Below are 15,161 nucleotides of genomic sequence, written 5' to 3'. Positions count from 1 at the left end.
CTCCTGTCCGGCGGCCGGATGGGCCGCAAGGGTCTCCCTGCCCGGTGACCCCCCGGTCGTAACGGCCATGGCACAAAGCCGCCACCGGACCGACCGGTCGCGGCGGTGGGCGACCGGGGGCGCCCGCCCTCGATCACCCGGCGGTTACGCTGGCCGCATGACCCGCGCTGACGACGACAAACCGGTGGTGTTGTCCACCATCTACACCCGCACCGGAGACGACGGCACCACGGCGCTCGGCGACATGAGCCGCACGCGCAAGACCGACCCGCGGCTCGCCGCCTACGCCGACGTGGAGGAGGCCAACGCCGCCATCGGGGTCGCCCTGTCGATGGGAGGGCTCGCGCCCGAGCTGGTGGAGGTGCTCGGCAGGGTGCAGAACGAGCTGTTCGACGTCGGGGCCGACCTGTGCTCCCCGGTGACCGAGAACCCCGAGTTCCCGCCGCTGCGGGTGCTGGAGAGCTACGTGCGGTGGCTGGAGGAGCAGTGCGACCGCTTCAACGCCGAGCTGCGTCCCCTTCGAAGCTTCATCCTGCCGGGCGGAGACCCCGGCACGGCCCTGCTGCACGTCGCCCGCACCGTCGTCCGGCGCGCCGAGCGCACCACGTGGTCGGCGCTGGAGGCCCACGACGACGTCAACCCGCTCACCGCGACCTACCTCAACCGCCTGAGCGACCTGCTGTTCATCCTCTGCCGGACGGCCGCCGGCGGCCGGGAGATCCTCTGGAAGCCCGGAGGCACCCGCTGACGCGGCCGGGCTATGCGGCGTCCAGGTGGGCGCTCGGCGGGGCCGACTCGACCCAGGCCAGGAAGCCGGTGAGGGCGTCCTCGCTCATGGCGAGGGAGACGCCGGCGCAGTCGACCGTCCAGTAGCCCTTCGGGCCTTCCTCGCCCTTCAGGGGGCGGCGCATGGAAACGATGAGGCCGCGCCTCGCGATCGCGTGGCGCGGCCTCAACCGCAGTCCGAGAAAGGGGATCCAGTGGAGCTCTCCCCCGGCGTACCGGGCTACTCCGCTCCGCCAGCCCCGGCTCTCGGTGCGGATGCTGCATATGACGTTGCCGCGGGCCCGGGCCAGCATGAGCCCGCGGAGTGCCAGCAGGACGACGATCGCCGCAACGCCCAAAAGCAAGTCCAGCGCCGCCATCGTCGCCCCACCCTCACATTCGTGTGCCTGCTGTCAGACCTCTTGGCCGGCCGCACGCAGCCGGGCCCTCGCGCGCTTGGCCTCGGCCTGGGCCTCGGAGTCGTCGCCGTCGGCCTCGACCGAGGAGAGCGCCCGCTGCAGCGCGTCGCGCGCCGCGGCGACGTCGACCTCCGAGCCGAGCTCGGCGGATTCGGCGAGCACGGACACGTCGTTGTCGGCGACCGAGATGAACCCGCCGTGTACGGCGGCGACGATGTCGTCTCCATCGCCACGCTTGACGCGGAGGACACCGCCCTCCACGAGCACACCGAGCACGGGGGCGTGGTTCGGCATAATACCGATCTCGCCGTCCACGGTCTTGGCAATCACCATGTCGGCCTCGCCGGACCAGATCTCACGTTCCGGCGAGACAACGCCGATGCGGAGCTTTGCCATCACACACCTTCCTCGGACGCCGGTACGGCGGGGCCGTACCGGCGTCCCGTCGTCAGCGCGCCAGATCCTTGGCCTTGGCGATGGCCTGGTCGATGCCGCCGACCATGAAGAACGCCTGCTCGGGCAGGTGGTCGTACTCGCCCTCGCACAGCCCCTTGAAGGAGTGGATGGTCTCCTCGACGTCCACGAACTCACCCGGCTGGCCGGTGAACGCCTCGGCGGCGTACATCGGGTGGGACAGGAAGCGCTCGATGCGGCGGGCCCGCTGAACGACGACCTTGTCCTCCTCCGAGAGCTCGTCGATGCCGAGGATGGCGATGATGTCCTGCAGCTCGCGGTACTTCTGCAGGATCCGCTTGGTCTCCTGGGCCACCCGGTAGTGCTCCTCGCCCACGATGGTGGGGTCGAGGATGCGGGAGGTGGAGTCCAGCGGGTCGACCGCCGGGTAGATGCCCTTCTCCGAGATCGGCCGCGACAGAACGGTCTGCGCGTCGAGGTGCGCGAACGCGTTGTGCGGGGCCGGGTCGGTGATGTCGTCCGCGGGCACGTAGATCGCCTGCATGGAGGTGATCGAGTGGCCGCGGGTCGAGGTGATGCGCTCCTGGAGCACACCCATCTCGTCGGCCAGGGTCGGCTGGTAACCCACCGCGGACGGCATGCGGCCGAGCAGGGTGGAGACCTCGGAACCGGCCTGGGTGAAGCGGAAGATGTTGTCGATGAACAGCAGCACGTCCTGCTTCTCGACGTCGCGGAAGTACTCCGCCATCGTCAGCGCCGACAGCGCCACGCGCAGGCGGGTGCCCGGCGGCTCGTCCATCTGGCCGAACACCAGGGCGGTGTCCTTGAGGACGTCCGCCTCCGCCATCTCCAGCCACAGGTCGTTGCCCTCACGGGTACGCTCCCCGACGCCGGCGAACACCGACGTACCGGAGAACTTCAGCGCGACCCGGCGGATCATCTCCTGGATGAGGACGGTCTTGCCCACGCCCGCGCCGCCGAACAGGCCGATCTTGCCGCCCTTGACGTACGGGGTGAGCAGGTCGATGACCTTGATGCCGGTGGGCAGCATCTCGGTGCGCGACTCAAGCTGGTCGAACGGCGGCGAGGGACGGTGGATGCCCCAGCGCTCGGAGATGTTCAGCGAGGCCGTGGTGGTGTCCAGCGCCTCGCCGAGGGTGTTCCACACGTGGCCCTTGACGACGTCGCCGACCGGAACCTGGATGGGGTTGCCGGTGTCGGTGACGACGGCCCCGCGGACGAGGCCGTCGGTGGGCTGCATGGAGATGGCGCGCACCAGGTTGTCCCCCAGGTGCTGGGCGACCTCCATGGTGAGCAGCTTGGTCTCCTCGCCGAGGGTGACCTCGACGGTGAGGGCGTTGTAGATCTCGGGCATGGCCTCGACGGGGAACTCCACGTCGACGACGGGCCCCGTGACACGGGCCACGCGACCAACGGCGGTCGCGACGGTCTCAACAGTCATTGTGGTCAATCACTCTTTCCCCGCTGAGGCGTCGGCCAGCGCGTTCGCGCCACCGACGATCTCGCTGATTTCCTGGGTGATCTCGGCCTGGCGAGCCTGGTTCATCTGCTGGGTGAACGTGCGGATGAGCTCGTTGGCGTTGTCGGTCGCCGACTTCATCGCCCGGCGTCGCGAGGCGTGCTCCGAGGCGGCCGACTGCAGCAGCGCGTTGTAGATCCGGGACTCGATGTAGCGCGGCAGGAGCTGGTTCAGCACCTCACCGGCGGTCGGCTCGAACTCGTAGTACGGCAGCGGGCCACCGGGCGGCTGCTCGGTGGTCTCCTCGACCTCGAGCGGCAGAACCCGCTTGACCTGCACCTGCTGGGTCAGCATCGAGACGAACTCGGTGTACACGACGTGGATCTCGTCGATGCCGTTGTCGTCGGAGAACGACCCGACCAGCGCGTCGCCGATCTCCTTGGCGTGGGCGTAGAGCGGGTTGTCGGAGAAGCCCGACCACTCGCCGCTCATCTCCCTGCCGCGGAACCGGTGCCAGCCGATGCCCTTGCGGCCCACGACGAACGGCCTGACCTCCAGGCCGCGACCGCGCAGGTGACCGCCCAGCGCCTCGGCCTCGCGCAGCACGTTCGCGTTGAAGCCGCCGGCGAAGCCGCGGTCGCTGGTGACGATCAGCACGCCGGCGCTGGCGGGCCGCTCCTTGGCGACCGTGAGCAGGTGGTCGACGTCGGAGGAGTTGCTGAGGACGGCCGACACCGCGCGAGTGATCTCGCGCTCGTACGGCACGGCGGCCTCCATGCGCTGCTGCGCCTTGATGATGCGCGAGGAGGCGATCAGTTCCTGGGCGCGAGTGATCTTCGCCGTGGACTTGACCGACCTGATGCGCCTGCGCAGCAGCCGGAGCTGGGCACCCATCGGCTACTTCTTCTCGGTCTTGCGGACGTGCCTGACGACCTTCTCCTGGCCGACCTCGGCGGCCTCCAGGGGCTCGACCGGCTCGTCGTTCACGAGCAGCTCGCCGGAGGACGTCTGGAAGCCCTTCTTGAACTCCGAGATCGCCTCCTTGAGCGCCGTGACGGTGTCGTCGGACAGTTCCCTGGTCTCGCGGATCGCGTCGAGCACACCCTTGTACTGGCTGGACAGGTGGTCGAGGAACTCGGTCTCGAAGCGCGAGATGTCCTCCAGGGGCACCTCGTCCAGCTCGCCGCTGGTGCCGGCCCACACCGACACGACTTCCTTCTCCACCGGGAACGGCGTGTACTGCGGCTGCTTGAGCAGTTCGACCAGCCGGGCGCCGCGCTCGAGCTGGGCGCGGGAGGCCGCGTCCAGGTCGGAGGCGAAGGCCGCGAAGGCCTCCAGGTCGCGGTACTGCGACAGCGACAGGCGCAGCGTGCCGGCGACCTTGCGCATCGCCTTGACCTGCGCGGAGCCGCCGACTCGGGAGACCGAGACACCGACGTTGATCGCCGGGCGGACGCCGGCGTTGAACAGGTCGGTCTCCAGGAAGCACTGGCCGTCGGTGATGGAGATGACGTTGGTCGGGATGAACGCCGAGACGTCGTTGCCCTTGGTCTCGATGATGGGAAGACCCGTCATCGAGCCGGCGCCCATCTCGTCCGAGAGCTTGGCGCAGCGCTCCAGCAGGCGGGAGTGCAAGTAGAAGACGTCGCCCGGGAAGGCCTCACGGCCCGGCGGGCGGCGCAGCAGCAGGGACACGGCGCGGTAGGCGTCGGCCTGCTTGGTCAGGTCGTCGAAGACGATGAGGACGTGCTTGCCCTGGTACATCCAGTGCTGGCCGATGGCCGAACCGGTGTAGGGCGCGATGTACTTGTAGCCGGCGGGGTCGGACGCCGGGGCCGCGACGATGGTGGTGTACTCCATCGCGCCGGCCTCCTCCAGGCGGGCCCGCACCTGGGCGATGGTCGAGCCCTTCTGGCCGATCGCCACGTAGACGCAGCGGACCTGCTTGGCGGGGTCGCCGCTGGCCCAGTTCTCGCGCTGGTTGAGGATCGTGTCCACGGCGATCGCGGTCTTGCCGGTGCCGCGGTCGCCGATGATCAGCTGGCGCTGGCCGCGGCCGATCGGCGTCATGGCGTCGATCGCCTTGAGGCCGGTCTGCAGCGGCTCCTTCACCGGCTGCCGCTGGACGACCGAGGGCGCCTGCACTTCGAGGGGACGGCGCCCCTCGGCCTCGATCGCGCCCTTGCCGTCGAGCGGGTTGCCCAGGGGGTCGACCACGCGGCCGAGGAAGGCGTCGCCGACCGGCGCCGACAGGACCTCGCCCGTGCGGCGGACCGACTGGCCCTCCTCGACTCCGCTGAAGTCGCCCAGGACCACGGCGCCGATCTCCCTGGTGTCCAGGTTCAGCGCCAGGCCCCGCGTGCCGTCCTCGAACTCAAGCAGCTCGTTCGCCATCGCCGAGGGAAGGCCGGAGATGTGGGCGATGCCGTCGCCGGCGTCGACGACCGTCCCGATCTCCTCGCGCGCCGCGCCTTCTGGCTCGTACGCCTGGACGAAGCGCTCAAGAGCGTCCCGGATCTCGTCCGGCCGGATCGTCAGCTCCGCCATCTCTCTTCAGTCTCCCTAATCATCGGCCGCCCTGACTTCTAGCCGGCCAACCGGCGGCGGACTTCTTCGATACGTCCTGCGATCGTGGTGTCGATCATCTCGTCTCCCAGACGGATCGAGAATCCACCGACCACCCGCGGGTCCACCTCGGTGTTCAGGTGAACGTCGCGTCCATACGTGGTGCGCAGCCAGGCGGCGAGACGCCGCTTCTGCGCGTCGCTCAGAGGGACGGCGCTGCGAACCACGGCGACAAGCTGCTGCCGCTGCTCCGCGACGAGGTGGATGTACTCGTCCAGCCCCGTCTCCAAGTTACGTCCTCGCGGGTTCTGCACGAGCCTCGTGACCAACGCGAGCGTCACGGGCTTCACCCGCTCGCCCAGCAGGTCGGCCAGCAGCGCCGCCTTGGCCTCCGGGGGCGCGGCCTGGTCGACCAGCGCCAGGCGCAGGCCGGGGTTGGCCTCGACGATGCGGCCGAACCGGAACAGCTCGTCCTCGACGTCGTCGAGCCAGCCGTGGGATTCGGCGTCGGCCGCCGCGGCGACGACGCTGAGTCGCTCCAGCGCGTCGGCGAGGTCGCCGGGCCGCGACCACTTGGCGGACACGGCCGCGACGACCGTCTCCAGCGCCGCGTCGGCGATCTTGCCGCCCAGCAGGGACCGGACGACGGCCTCCTTCTGCTCCGCGGGACGCGCGGGGTCGGCGAAGTTGCGCCGAAGCCCGGGCTCGCCGTCGAGCAGGACGGCGACCGCGTGCAGGTCCGCTGCCAGACGACCGAGGTCGGCCGAGGCCGCCACGGCGTTGAAGCGCTCGGTGACGGCGGCGAACGAGGTGCGGCTCAGGCCCCTCATCAGCGCACCGCCGCCCCGTCCGCCGACTCCAGCTCGTCGAGGAAGCGGTCGACGACGCGGCTCTGGCGGGTCTCGTCGTCGAGCGACTCGCCGACGATGCGGCCGGCCAGCTCGGTCGCCAGGCGGCCGAGCTCCCCGCGAAGCTGGCTGAACGCCTGCTGGCGGTCGGCCTCGATCTGCGCGTGGGCGGCCTGGACGAGGCGCCGGGCCTCGGCCTGGGCCTCCTCGCGAAGCTCGGCCTTGATCTGCGCGGCCTGCTCGCGCGCCTCTTCGCGCATGCGGGCGGCCTCGTGCCGGGCCTCGGCCAGCTTCGCCTTGTACTCCTCAAGGGTCTTCTGGGCCTGGACCTGGGCGTCCTCGGCCTTCTTGATGCCGCCCTCGATCGCCTCGGTCCGCTCCTCCAGAGTCTTCTGGATGCGCGGGACGAGGATCCTGCCCACGAACACCACGACGACCAGGAAGGCGAAGCTGCCGACGACCAGTTCGTAGGTGTGCGGAATGAGGGGGTTCTCCCCCTCCGCCGCGAGCAACGTGGTTGTCAGTGTCATTGGTGCAGCCCTTCCGTCAGGGGCGGTCGACTAGATCGCCTGGAAGATGAACGGCGCGACGAGACCCAGCAGGGCCAGGGCCTCGGTGAGGACGAAGCCGAGCAGCATGTTCTGGCGGATCAGGCCGTACGCCTCGGGCTGGCGGGCGATGGCCTGCACACCCTGGCCGAAGATGATGCCGACGCCGATGCCGGGGCCGATGGCGGCAAGGCCGTAACCGATGGCGGTGACGTTGCCGGAGACCTCAGCGAGAACGCTCATTGCGGTGATCCTTTACTGGTCGGCCGGTGGCAGGTCCACCGGTCATTACACAAGGGGTGGGAATCAGTGATCGGGGTGCAGCGACGCGCCGATGTACATCGCGGCCAGCAGCGTGAACAGGAACGCCTGAAGGTACTGGATGAAGATCTCGAAGCCGGTCATCAGGATCGCCATGACCACACCGAGCACGCCGATGGGCGCGCCGAGCGGGGTCAGGTTCTCGAACAGGAACCAGAAGCCCACGGCGCTGAAGAAGGCGAGGATCATGTGGCCCGCGAACATGTTCGCGAAGAGTCGGACGGCGTGGGTGAACGGCGCCGTGACGAAGTTCTGCAGCAGCTCCAGCGGGACCAGGATGATGTAGACCGGCTTGGGCAGCCCCGAGGGGAACAGGTTCTTGATGTAGCCGCCGAAGCCCTGGTGCTTGATGCCGAGGTAGAGCTTGATGACGTAGATGGCCAGTGCCAGCACGACGGGGAAAGCGATGTGCGACGCGATCGGGAACTGGATCCCCGGGATCACGCCCATGAGGTTCCAGGCGAACACCAGGAAGAAGATCGGCACGAGCAGCGGCATCCAGCGCTCGGCGTCCTTGCCCAGGAACGGGCGGGCCACCTGGTCGCGGACGAACAGGTAGCCGAGCTCGCCGATGTTCTGCATGCCGCGGGGCACGAGCTTCGGCTTGGCGAACGCGCTCCACCCGAGCGCGACCACGAGGAGCGCGCCGACCATGGCGAACAGCACGGGCTTGGTCGCCCACTCGGGCGCACCCGGCCACAGCGGGGGGAAGTTGAAGATCGATGGCCCTGGGGCCACGAAATCTCCGTCGGCGAGGACCGTCAGCGCGCTCACGCGGCGTTCCCTCCAAGATGGTGGATCAACAGAAGACGACTGCGGGAAGTGGTCGGCGTCGCGCTCAGCGGCCGTACTTCACATAGACCACGTAGACGGCGAGCACGGCCCCGAAGACGATGCCTATGGGGAAGAACGCCTCCACGCCGAGCCAACGGCCCAGCAACCAGCCGATGCCACCGTAGGCGAGCATCCCGGCGACCAGATAGCTCGGAATGGACCAGGCGGCATTGGCGAAGTCGCGGCCGTCTTCCTCGGGCTTGCGCTGCTCGCTCATCGCGGGCACGACGATAGCAGGCGGGCATGGGACTAGTCATATCGGGCCCCGCCCGTGCAGCCGGAGAAATCCTACGCGCATCAGCCGCCACCCTGACCGGGGACCTTGGCGCCGGGGTCGACGTACAGCATCTTGAGCTTGAGGAAGGCGCGCACCTCGCCGATCGTCCAGGCGATGGTGCACACCACGACGCTCCAGCCGAACGCGCGGGGGGAGAAGGCGGTGGCGTCCCTGAAGACGCTCAGCAGCACCATCAGCAGGATCACCTTGACGAGGTAACCGAGCACGGCGGCGAGCATCATCATCTGCGGCGAGACGCGGCCCGCCCAGGTGACGGCCACCAGGCCGGCCGTGAAGAACCCCGCGACCACCGCGACGCCGATCGCGGCACCGAGCGCGCCCGTGCCGCCGCCCAGGATCGCGGCCACGATGACGGCGACCAGCCCGACCACGAGGGTGGGTATGGCGGCACCTTTCAGTGCGCGAACGTCGTTGCCCTGCATCGGCGCTCCAAGGAACAGTTGTCAAGCGAGCGATTGCTACCTTACGAGGCCAGTGTTACCTGGCCACCGCTAGTGAAAGGTATCACAAGCTATGGGGAAGGTGCCTTTACCTGGGCTTTCGTGCGGGTGAACGCCGAGGTCAGGGCGTTGTCGCGCGTGCGCGGGCCGCGGCGGCCGCCGCCTCCTGGACGGTGGGGGCCTGGTCGGCGGGTTCGGGTTCGAGGCCGGGTTCAGGTTCGGGCGCCGGGCCGCGCCGGGCCGCGTGCGCGCCCCCGCCGCGGCCGGAGCGCCACAGCGGCAGCGCCATCATCACCAGCACGACCAGCGCGAGCAGCACCGTGAGCGGGAAGAACACCAGCGGCACACCGCCGACCGACATCACCACGACGGTCGAGGCGAACAGGAACGTCCACGCGTACATGAACAGGACGGTGCGCCGGGAGGAGTGGCCGATCTGCAGCAGGCGGTGGTGCAGGTGCCCGCGGTCGGGCGCGAACGGCGACATGCCGTGGGAGGTGCGCCGCACGACGGCGAGGATGAGGTCCATCAGCGGCAGCACCATCACGGCCACCGGCAGCAGCACCGGGAGCACGACCGGGAAGCGGTTGATCTCGGTGATGCCGGAGTAGTCGACCCGGCCGGTGACGGTGATCACCGACGAGGCCAGCACCAGCCCGATCAGCATCGCGCCGGTGTCGCCCATGAAGATCTTGGCGGGGTTGAAGTTGTGCGGCAGGAAGCCCAGGCACATGCCGATCAGGATCGCCGCGATGATCGCGGGCACCGTGAGGCGGGTGGGCTCGTGGTCGGTGGTGACGAAGGAGTTCTGCGACAGCGCCAGCGAGTACGCGAACGTGGCCATCGCCGCGATGGCCACGATCCCCGCGGCCAGGCCGTCCAGGCCGTCGACGAAGTTCACCGCGTTGATGACCACCACCACGACCAGGATGGTGATGACCGTGCTGAGGGTGTCGTCCAGGCTGACGGTCTGCCCGTTGGGCTGCGGGATCCACAGGATGGTCAGCTTGAAGGCCACCAGGATGCCCGCCGCGGCGATCTGCCCGCCGAGCTTGACGAAGGCGTCCATGCCCAGCCAGTCGTCGAGGAAGCCGGTCACCACGACGACCCCGCCGGCCAGGGCCAGGGCCACGGCGGTGCGGCCGTCGCCGATCTCGGGGGCGGCGAGCGTCTCGCCGATGTGCGGCAGCCTGCTGGCGACGAACAGCCCCGCGAGCAGGCCGGCGTACATGGCCAGGCCGCCGAGGCGGGGGGTGCGGACGGTGTGCACATCCCTGTCGCGGATCTCCGGCGCCGCGCCGATGCGGATCGCGAACACCCTGACCAGCGGCACCAGCAGGTAGGTGATCGCCGCTGCCACCAGCGCTATGAGGACGTATTCGCGCACGAATCCAGTTTCCCGTATTGCCCGGTCTGATGTGACCGGAAAAGTCCACAGAACGACACATTAACCACGCGGATACGCCGGATGACCGCTCGTGAGCTGGGCGACCCGCTCGGCCACCGACCGTACAGCACCGGGGTCGCGGACGGCCTGGGCCAGCATGCCGGCGATCTCCTTCATCTCGGTGACGCCCATGCCCTGCGTGGTGACGCACGGGGTGCCGACCCTGATGCCGGAGGTCACCGTCGGCGGCTCGGGGTCGTAGGGGATGGTGTTGCGGTTCAGGGTGATGCCGGCGGCGGCGCAGCGCTGCTCGGCCACCGCGCCGGTGACCCCGACGTCGCGGAGGTCGATCAGCGCCAGGTGCGTCTCGGTGCCGCCGGACACCGGGCGCATGTCCTCGGCGGCCAGCCCGTCGGCGAGGGCCCGCGCGTTGGCGACGACCCGCTCGGCGTAGGCGCGGAAGGCGGGGCGCAGCGCCTCGCCGAACGCGACCGCCTTGGCCGCGATCGCGTGCATCAGCGGACCGCCCTGGACGAACGGGAACACCGCGCGGTCGACCTTGCTCGCCAGCTCGGCCGTGCACAGGATGCCGCCGCCCCTCGGCCCGCGCAGGGCCTTGTGCGTCGTGAAGGTCACCACGTCGGCGTACGGCACCGGCGATGGCGCCGCTCCCCCGGCCACCAGGCCGATCGTGTGCGCGACGTCGGCGAGCAGCCACGCCCCCACCTCGTCGGCGATGCCGCGGAACACCGCGAAGTCGATGGACCTGGGGTAGGCGGTCGCGCCGCAGATGATCATCTTGGGCCGGTGGCGGATCGCCAGCTCGCGCACCTCGTCGTAGTCGATCAGCTCGGTGTCGCGCCGCACGCCGTACGCGACGACGTCGAACCACCGCCCGGAGAAGTTCACCCGGGAGCCGTGGGTCAGGTGGCCGCCGTGCGGCAGCGCCATCGCCAGCACGGTGTCGCCGGGCTTGAGCAGGGCGGCGTACGCGGCGAGGTTGGCCGAGGCGCCCGAGTGCGGCTGGACGTTGGCGTGGTCGGCCCCGAACAGCTCCTTAGCCCGGTCGACGGCGAGCCGCTCGGCGCGGTCGACGACCTCGCACCCGCCGTAGTAGCGCCTGCCCGGGTAGCCCTCGGCGTACTTGTTGGTCAGCGTCGACCCCAGGGCCGCGATGACCGCCGGTGAGGCGAGGTTCTCGCTGGCGATGAGCTGCAGACCGCCGCGCAGCCGCTCCAACTCGTCGACCAACACCTGGGCGATCTCCGGATCTTCCCGCTGAAGCTGGGAGAAGTCGGGCCCATAGAAGCCAGCGTCTCCGTGGTCGCGCCCTTCAGCGTCCATGGTCGCCCACCACTCCTCCCACGCACGAGACCCGCACGGCAAGGAAACCGATGGTCCCACTGTATGCCCCGGTCAGGGGCTCGCGCGGCACTCCTTGACCGACGACCGCACGATGCCCGCCCGCCGTGCGCCCGGGCCGTCCCGGGTCACGGCTTTGGTCATCCCGCTTCGCGACCGCCCCGGATCGCCGCCGGGGGACGGTCGTGGCGGGCGGCGGGATCGGCGGTCAGCGGCGGCGGAGGGTGACGATGGACTCGGAGTCGCCGTTTCTGACCGCGATCAGCAGCCAGAGCCGCGACGTGCCCGGGATGCGCGCGATCGCGGCACGGGTCACCTCACCAAGGGAGGTCGGCACCTCGCGCGTCCAGGTCCGGCCGTCCCAGTGATGGATCACGACCCGCTCCGGGGACACCGCGTCCCAGCCCGCGACCCACACGTCGTCGGGGGCGAACGCGGTCACGCTCCGCAGTTCCCCCGCCCCGCCCGGGAGTGCCACGCGCCGCCAGGAGACGCCGTTCCACCGCAGGACGAGAGCCTGTGGACCGGCCTCACCCACCGCCCACACGTCGGACGGGTTGTTCTGCCAGATGGCGTTGAGCCTGCCGTCTGGCACGCCGGGCACGTCTGGCACGCCGGGCACGGTCGCCCGCGTGAACTCGCCGTTCCACCCATGCCAGATCGCCGGCCGCTCGTCCCACGTCCCGGCGATCCAGGTGTGGCCCGCGCCCGCGTCCACGGCGGTCAGGTCGGCCTTGTCCTCCCGCAGGTCGAGCACCTTGGTGAAGCGGGCGCCGTCCCACCGCGACGCTTCAGACGCGGAGACGAGGACCGCCCGGCCGCCGTCCACGGCGACGTCCCTCCCGCCGGAGGGCGGTGTGTGACGTCGCCAGGCGCGCCCGTCCCAGTGAAGGGCGATGACCTTTCCGTCGAATCCGCCCCCCACCGCCCAGACGTCGCGGGGCCCGTCGGAGTCCACCCCTTCCAGGCTTCCGAACTGTCCGGCGGGCAGTGCGCGCCAGCGAGATCCGTCCCAGCCTCGCAGCGTCGCCTTCCGGCCGTCCTCCCAGCCGGTGTAACCCACCGCCCAGGCCGCGTCCGGAGCCGCGGCGGTCACGTCCGACAGCCCTCGCTCCCACTGGTCGTCGCCGGGGAGCCCGGGAACGATCTCCCACCGATTTGACGGCGCCGTCTCCCACGCCGGCCCCGCCGACTCGGGGACGGCCTCGGGCCCGACGGCCGAGGAGACCGGCGCAGGCCCAGCCGTCCCGCCCGGCGCGGTATCCGGCGCGGCCCGCGCGGAACAGCCCAGCGTGACCAGACAGGCCAGCACGACAGGCAGCCGTGCTCTCCCCGGCCTCCCCACGTGACGAGCGTCCGCTCCCGGTGACCTCACCCCGGCCCCCCAGGCCCTCGCCCCATCGCGATCTCGCCTCGGAACGCGAGCCATCCGGGTCGCGGCCGTTGGTGAGCGCTCAGCTGTAGGCGTGCGGGGCGGTGGCGGCGGCGGGAATCCACCGGGGCGTGTCGGCGGCCTCGTCGCTGATCGCGGTGAGGACGGCCTGGCGGTACATGCCCAGGCGGGTGCGCCACTCGGTCATGTCCTGGACGTAGCGTTCGGCGACCGGGGCGTCCCACACGTCGCGGCTGCGGGCCATCTGGTACGCCTTGTCCAGCGAGCCGGTGAGGCCTTCCAGCAAGGGCTGGGCCTGCTGCCACAGGTCGACGAGCTTCTGGTACTCGGGGTTGAACCGCCAGGTCGTCGACTGGCCGTCGGGGCTGAACGGGTCGGCGGGCGACGACGCGGGCGGCGTCTCCCCCGGTTGGAGCGGCTGCGGTGCCGGCGGGTCGGCGTACATGCTGAAGCGCCCCTCCTCTACGAACCGGCCGGCGGCGTGCGCCCCGGCGTCGCGTCGTCATCATCCTGCGCGAAGAGGGCTCTGCCCTCTGGATCGTCGTCGGTGTACAGGGCTCGGCCCTCCGGGGCGTACACGCCGGGTGCGCTGCCCTGCATGCCGGCCCCGCCGGCCTGCACACCCGCGCCGGCCGGCGCCGGAGTCTCGCCGTTGCGCACACCGGGCTCACCGGCGCTGTGCGGGCCGTATCCGGCGCGGTCGTCCGAGACCATGTGCAGGCCTACCTGCGTGTCGACACCGGGCTGTACGACGCCCTGAGGGGTCGCCAGCGCCTGTTCAGAGGCTTGCCCGCCCCCGTCGGGAGCCAGCGGAGCCGATGGGCGCGCCGATCCGGACGGCTCACCCGGCTCGATCCGGCCCACCGGGCCGTCGGGCTTCGGGTTCCCCGGCTCGGCGCCTTCCGGCGGCACGACGACCGGCTGCTCCATCGGGGGGATCTTGTCCATGTTCTGCATGAGCCAGCGCAGATGCTCCTCGCTGGGCGGCTTCATGGTCACCTCGACCACCCGGACGCCGTCCACCTCGATCACCCGCATGCGCTCCTGCGTGGTGTCGATGTCATGGGGATTGTCGGCCCTGGGAGTGTCGAGCTGATCATCAGGCACATCCTGCGACGTCTCACCCCCCGGAGGCGCCGCCTCCGGGGCCCCACCGCTCGGAGGCGCCGTCTCCCGCGACGAGTCCCCTTCAGGATCCCCCTCCGCAGGCGGAGCATTCCCCTCCGGCGGAGCGTTGGCCTCCGGAGGAGCATTCGCCTCGGGCGGGGCGCCGGCCTCCGGCGGTTCGTTCGCCTCGGGTGGCGCGCTGGACTCCGGCGGGGCATTCGCCTCGGGCGGCGCGGTGGACTCCGGCGGGGCGGTGGCCTCGGGCACGCTCTGCCCGTCGAGGTCGCCGGCGCCGCCGTCGGGCACGGGCTGGGCGTCAGCCTCCGGAGGGGCATTCCCCTCCGGCGGAGCGTTGGCCTCCGGAGGAGCATTCGCCTCGGGCGGGGCGGTGGCCTCGGGCACGCTCTGCCCGTCGAGGTCGCCGGCGCCGCCGTCGGGCACGGGCTGGGCGGGGACGGCCTCCCCTGTGGGCGCGGGGTCGATCGGCGGGACTACCAGGGGTGCGTCATCGGCTTCCGGGAGCGGATCGGCGGTGTCCCCGGGAGGCGTGGGCTCGGGAATCTCCCCACGGGGAGCGGGCTCGGCGGTGTCGGCTCGCGGCGCGGGCTCCGACGTGTCGGCCCAGGGATCGGGCCCGGAACCATCGCCCCGGGGAGCCGGCTCGGAGTACTCGACCCTCGGCGGGTCGCCCCGGTCTGGCTCGACCCTTGGAGCATCGTTCCGATCAGGCTCGGCCTTCGGATGGTCGGGCCGCTCCGCCCAGGGAGCGTCGCCGTCAGGTTCGCCACCCCGAGGCGGCTCAACCTTGTGCGGCCTGTCCTCGGAATCCTGAGGCGCCTCGTAGTTGTGATCCTTCTCAGGCGGAGCCGACTTGTCGCCCTTGGGGGCGTCGTCCTTGTCCTGCTTGTCGCCCTTGGGGGCGTCGTCCTTGTCCTGCTTGTCGCCCTTGGGGGCGTCGTCCTTGTCCTGCTTGTCGCCCT

16 protein-coding genes and 1 pseudogene are annotated in these 15,161 nt (G+C 70.6%); 1 reads left to right on the top strand and 16 read right to left on the bottom strand.

The annotated features are described in order from the left end of the window. Positions 1-157 precede the first annotated feature (157 nt). Positions 158-748 carry a cob(I)yrinic acid a,c-diamide adenosyltransferase gene (locus PYR91_RS31530; protein WP_279785793.1) on the top strand — a complete coding sequence of 197 codons (591 nt, stop codon included), beginning with the start codon at positions 158-160 and terminating at the stop codon, positions 746-748. Between the two features lie 10 nt (positions 749-758). On the opposite strand, the gene PYR91_RS31525 is transcribed toward PYR91_RS31530, so the two are convergent. The 16 genes and pseudogenes from PYR91_RS31525 to PYR91_RS31450 form a co-directional block, all read right to left on the bottom strand. Next, on the bottom strand, positions 759-1,145 hold the full coding sequence (locus tag PYR91_RS31525; RefSeq protein ID WP_279785791.1) for a DUF2550 domain-containing protein: 387 nt from the start codon (positions 1,143-1,145) through the stop codon (positions 759-761). 33 nt (positions 1,146-1,178) lie between these two features. Continuing rightward, complete coding sequence (locus PYR91_RS31520; RefSeq protein WP_279785790.1) at positions 1,179-1,580, bottom strand: F0F1 ATP synthase subunit epsilon; 402 nt, start codon at positions 1,578-1,580, stop codon at positions 1,179-1,181. A 52-nt stretch (positions 1,581-1,632) separates the two neighbouring features. Beyond that, a complete protein-coding gene (gene atpD / locus PYR91_RS31515; protein WP_279785788.1) occupies positions 1,633-3,060 on the bottom strand; it encodes a F0F1 ATP synthase subunit beta in 1,428 nt (475 codons plus the stop codon). Positions 3,061-3,069: 9 nt separating this feature from the next. Continuing rightward, a complete protein-coding gene (locus PYR91_RS31510) occupies positions 3,070-3,972 on the bottom strand; it encodes a F0F1 ATP synthase subunit gamma (protein WP_279785787.1) in 903 nt (300 codons plus the stop codon). Between the two features lie 3 nt (positions 3,973-3,975). Further along, entirely contained in the window at positions 3,976-5,625 is a 1,650-nt protein-coding gene (gene atpA / locus PYR91_RS31505; RefSeq protein ID WP_279785785.1) for a F0F1 ATP synthase subunit alpha, read from the bottom strand. Positions 5,626-5,663: 38 nt separating this feature from the next. Continuing rightward, positions 5,664-6,473: a F0F1 ATP synthase subunit delta gene (locus tag PYR91_RS31500; RefSeq protein WP_279785784.1), complete on the bottom strand. Its 810-nt coding sequence runs from the start codon at positions 6,471-6,473 to the stop codon at positions 5,664-5,666. After that, positions 6,473-7,021 (bottom strand): F0F1 ATP synthase subunit B, encoded by a 549-nt coding sequence (locus PYR91_RS31495; RefSeq protein WP_279785783.1) that lies wholly within the window; start codon positions 7,019-7,021, stop codon positions 6,473-6,475. The genes PYR91_RS31500 and PYR91_RS31495 overlap by 1 nt, the downstream gene beginning before the upstream one ends. A 30-nt stretch (positions 7,022-7,051) precedes the next feature. Next, positions 7,052-7,282 carry an ATP synthase F0 subunit C gene (gene atpE, locus PYR91_RS31490; RefSeq protein ID WP_113701053.1) on the bottom strand — a complete coding sequence of 77 codons (231 nt, stop codon included), beginning with the start codon at positions 7,280-7,282 and terminating at the stop codon, positions 7,052-7,054. Between the two features lie 63 nt (positions 7,283-7,345). Next, positions 7,346-8,134 carry a F0F1 ATP synthase subunit A gene (atpB, locus tag PYR91_RS31485; protein ID WP_279785780.1) on the bottom strand — a complete coding sequence of 263 codons (789 nt, stop codon included), beginning with the start codon at positions 8,132-8,134 and terminating at the stop codon, positions 7,346-7,348. A 64-nt stretch (positions 8,135-8,198) separates the two neighbouring features. Further along, positions 8,199-8,411 carry a hypothetical protein gene (locus tag PYR91_RS31480; RefSeq protein WP_279785779.1) on the bottom strand — a complete coding sequence of 71 codons (213 nt, stop codon included), beginning with the start codon at positions 8,409-8,411 and terminating at the stop codon, positions 8,199-8,201. 80 nt (positions 8,412-8,491) lie between these two features. After that, complete coding sequence (locus tag PYR91_RS31475) at positions 8,492-8,914, bottom strand: hypothetical protein (protein ID WP_279785777.1); 423 nt, start codon at positions 8,912-8,914, stop codon at positions 8,492-8,494. 139 nt (positions 8,915-9,053) lie between these two features. Then, a complete protein-coding gene (locus tag PYR91_RS31470) occupies positions 9,054-10,319 on the bottom strand; it encodes an MraY family glycosyltransferase (RefSeq protein ID WP_279785774.1) in 1,266 nt (421 codons plus the stop codon). Between the two features lie 60 nt (positions 10,320-10,379). Continuing rightward, positions 10,380-11,663 carry a serine hydroxymethyltransferase gene (glyA, locus tag PYR91_RS31465; RefSeq protein WP_279785772.1) on the bottom strand — a complete coding sequence of 428 codons (1,284 nt, stop codon included), beginning with the start codon at positions 11,661-11,663 and terminating at the stop codon, positions 10,380-10,382. 226 nt (positions 11,664-11,889) lie between these two features. After that, positions 11,890-12,993, bottom strand: coding sequence for a hypothetical protein (locus tag PYR91_RS31460; protein ID WP_279785770.1), 1,104 nt, complete (start codon positions 12,991-12,993; stop codon positions 11,890-11,892). A 142-nt stretch (positions 12,994-13,135) separates the two neighbouring features. Further along, complete coding sequence (locus PYR91_RS31455) at positions 13,136-13,519, bottom strand: hypothetical protein (protein WP_279785768.1); 384 nt, start codon at positions 13,517-13,519, stop codon at positions 13,136-13,138. Between the two features lie 17 nt (positions 13,520-13,536). After that, positions 13,537-15,161, bottom strand: a pseudogene (locus PYR91_RS31450) (hypothetical protein); the annotation flags it as partial.

The organism is Sphaerisporangium sp. TRM90804 (genome assembly GCF_029846175.1).
Taxonomy (GTDB): Bacteria; Actinomycetota; Actinomycetes; order Streptosporangiales; family Streptosporangiaceae; genus Sphaerisporangium.
The sequence above is the reverse complement of the archived record's forward strand: the minus strand, read 5'-3'. Positions and strand labels throughout refer to the sequence as shown.

Bases quoted from the DNA above. Each gene is read 5' to 3' on its own strand.
- PYR91_RS31500 (WP_279785784.1), bottom strand. From the start codon at position 6,473: ATGAGGGGCCTGAGCCGCACCTCGTTCGCCGCCGTCACCGAGCGCTTC.
- PYR91_RS31520 (WP_279785790.1), bottom strand. From the start codon at position 1,580: ATGGCAAAGCTCCGCATCGGCGTTGTCTCGCCGGAACGTGAGATCTGG.
- atpD (WP_279785788.1), bottom strand. From the start codon at position 3,060: ATGACTGTTGAGACCGTCGCGACCGCCGTTGGTCGCGTGGCCCGTGTC.
- PYR91_RS31495 (WP_279785783.1), bottom strand. From the start codon at position 7,021: ATGACACTGACAACCACGTTGCTCGCGGCGGAGGGGGAGAACCCCCTC.
- PYR91_RS31525 (WP_279785791.1), bottom strand. From the start codon at position 1,145: ATGGCGGCGCTGGACTTGCTTTTGGGCGTTGCGGCGATCGTCGTCCTG.
- atpA (WP_279785785.1), bottom strand. From the start codon at position 5,625: ATGGCGGAGCTGACGATCCGGCCGGACGAGATCCGGGACGCTCTTGAG.
- atpE (WP_113701053.1), bottom strand. From the start codon at position 7,282: ATGAGCGTTCTCGCTGAGGTCTCCGGCAACGTCACCGCCATCGGTTAC.
- PYR91_RS31455 (WP_279785768.1), bottom strand. From the start codon at position 13,519: ATGTACGCCGACCCGCCGGCACCGCAGCCGCTCCAACCGGGGGAGACG.
- PYR91_RS31475 (WP_279785777.1), bottom strand. From the start codon at position 8,914: ATGCAGGGCAACGACGTTCGCGCACTGAAAGGTGCCGCCATACCCACC.
- PYR91_RS31510 (WP_279785787.1), bottom strand. From the start codon at position 3,972: ATGGGTGCCCAGCTCCGGCTGCTGCGCAGGCGCATCAGGTCGGTCAAG.
- glyA (WP_279785772.1), bottom strand. From the start codon at position 11,663: ATGGACGCTGAAGGGCGCGACCACGGAGACGCTGGCTTCTATGGGCCC.
- PYR91_RS31480 (WP_279785779.1), bottom strand. From the start codon at position 8,411: ATGAGCGAGCAGCGCAAGCCCGAGGAAGACGGCCGCGACTTCGCCAAT.
- PYR91_RS31530 (WP_279785793.1), top strand. From the start codon at position 158: ATGACCCGCGCTGACGACGACAAACCGGTGGTGTTGTCCACCATCTAC.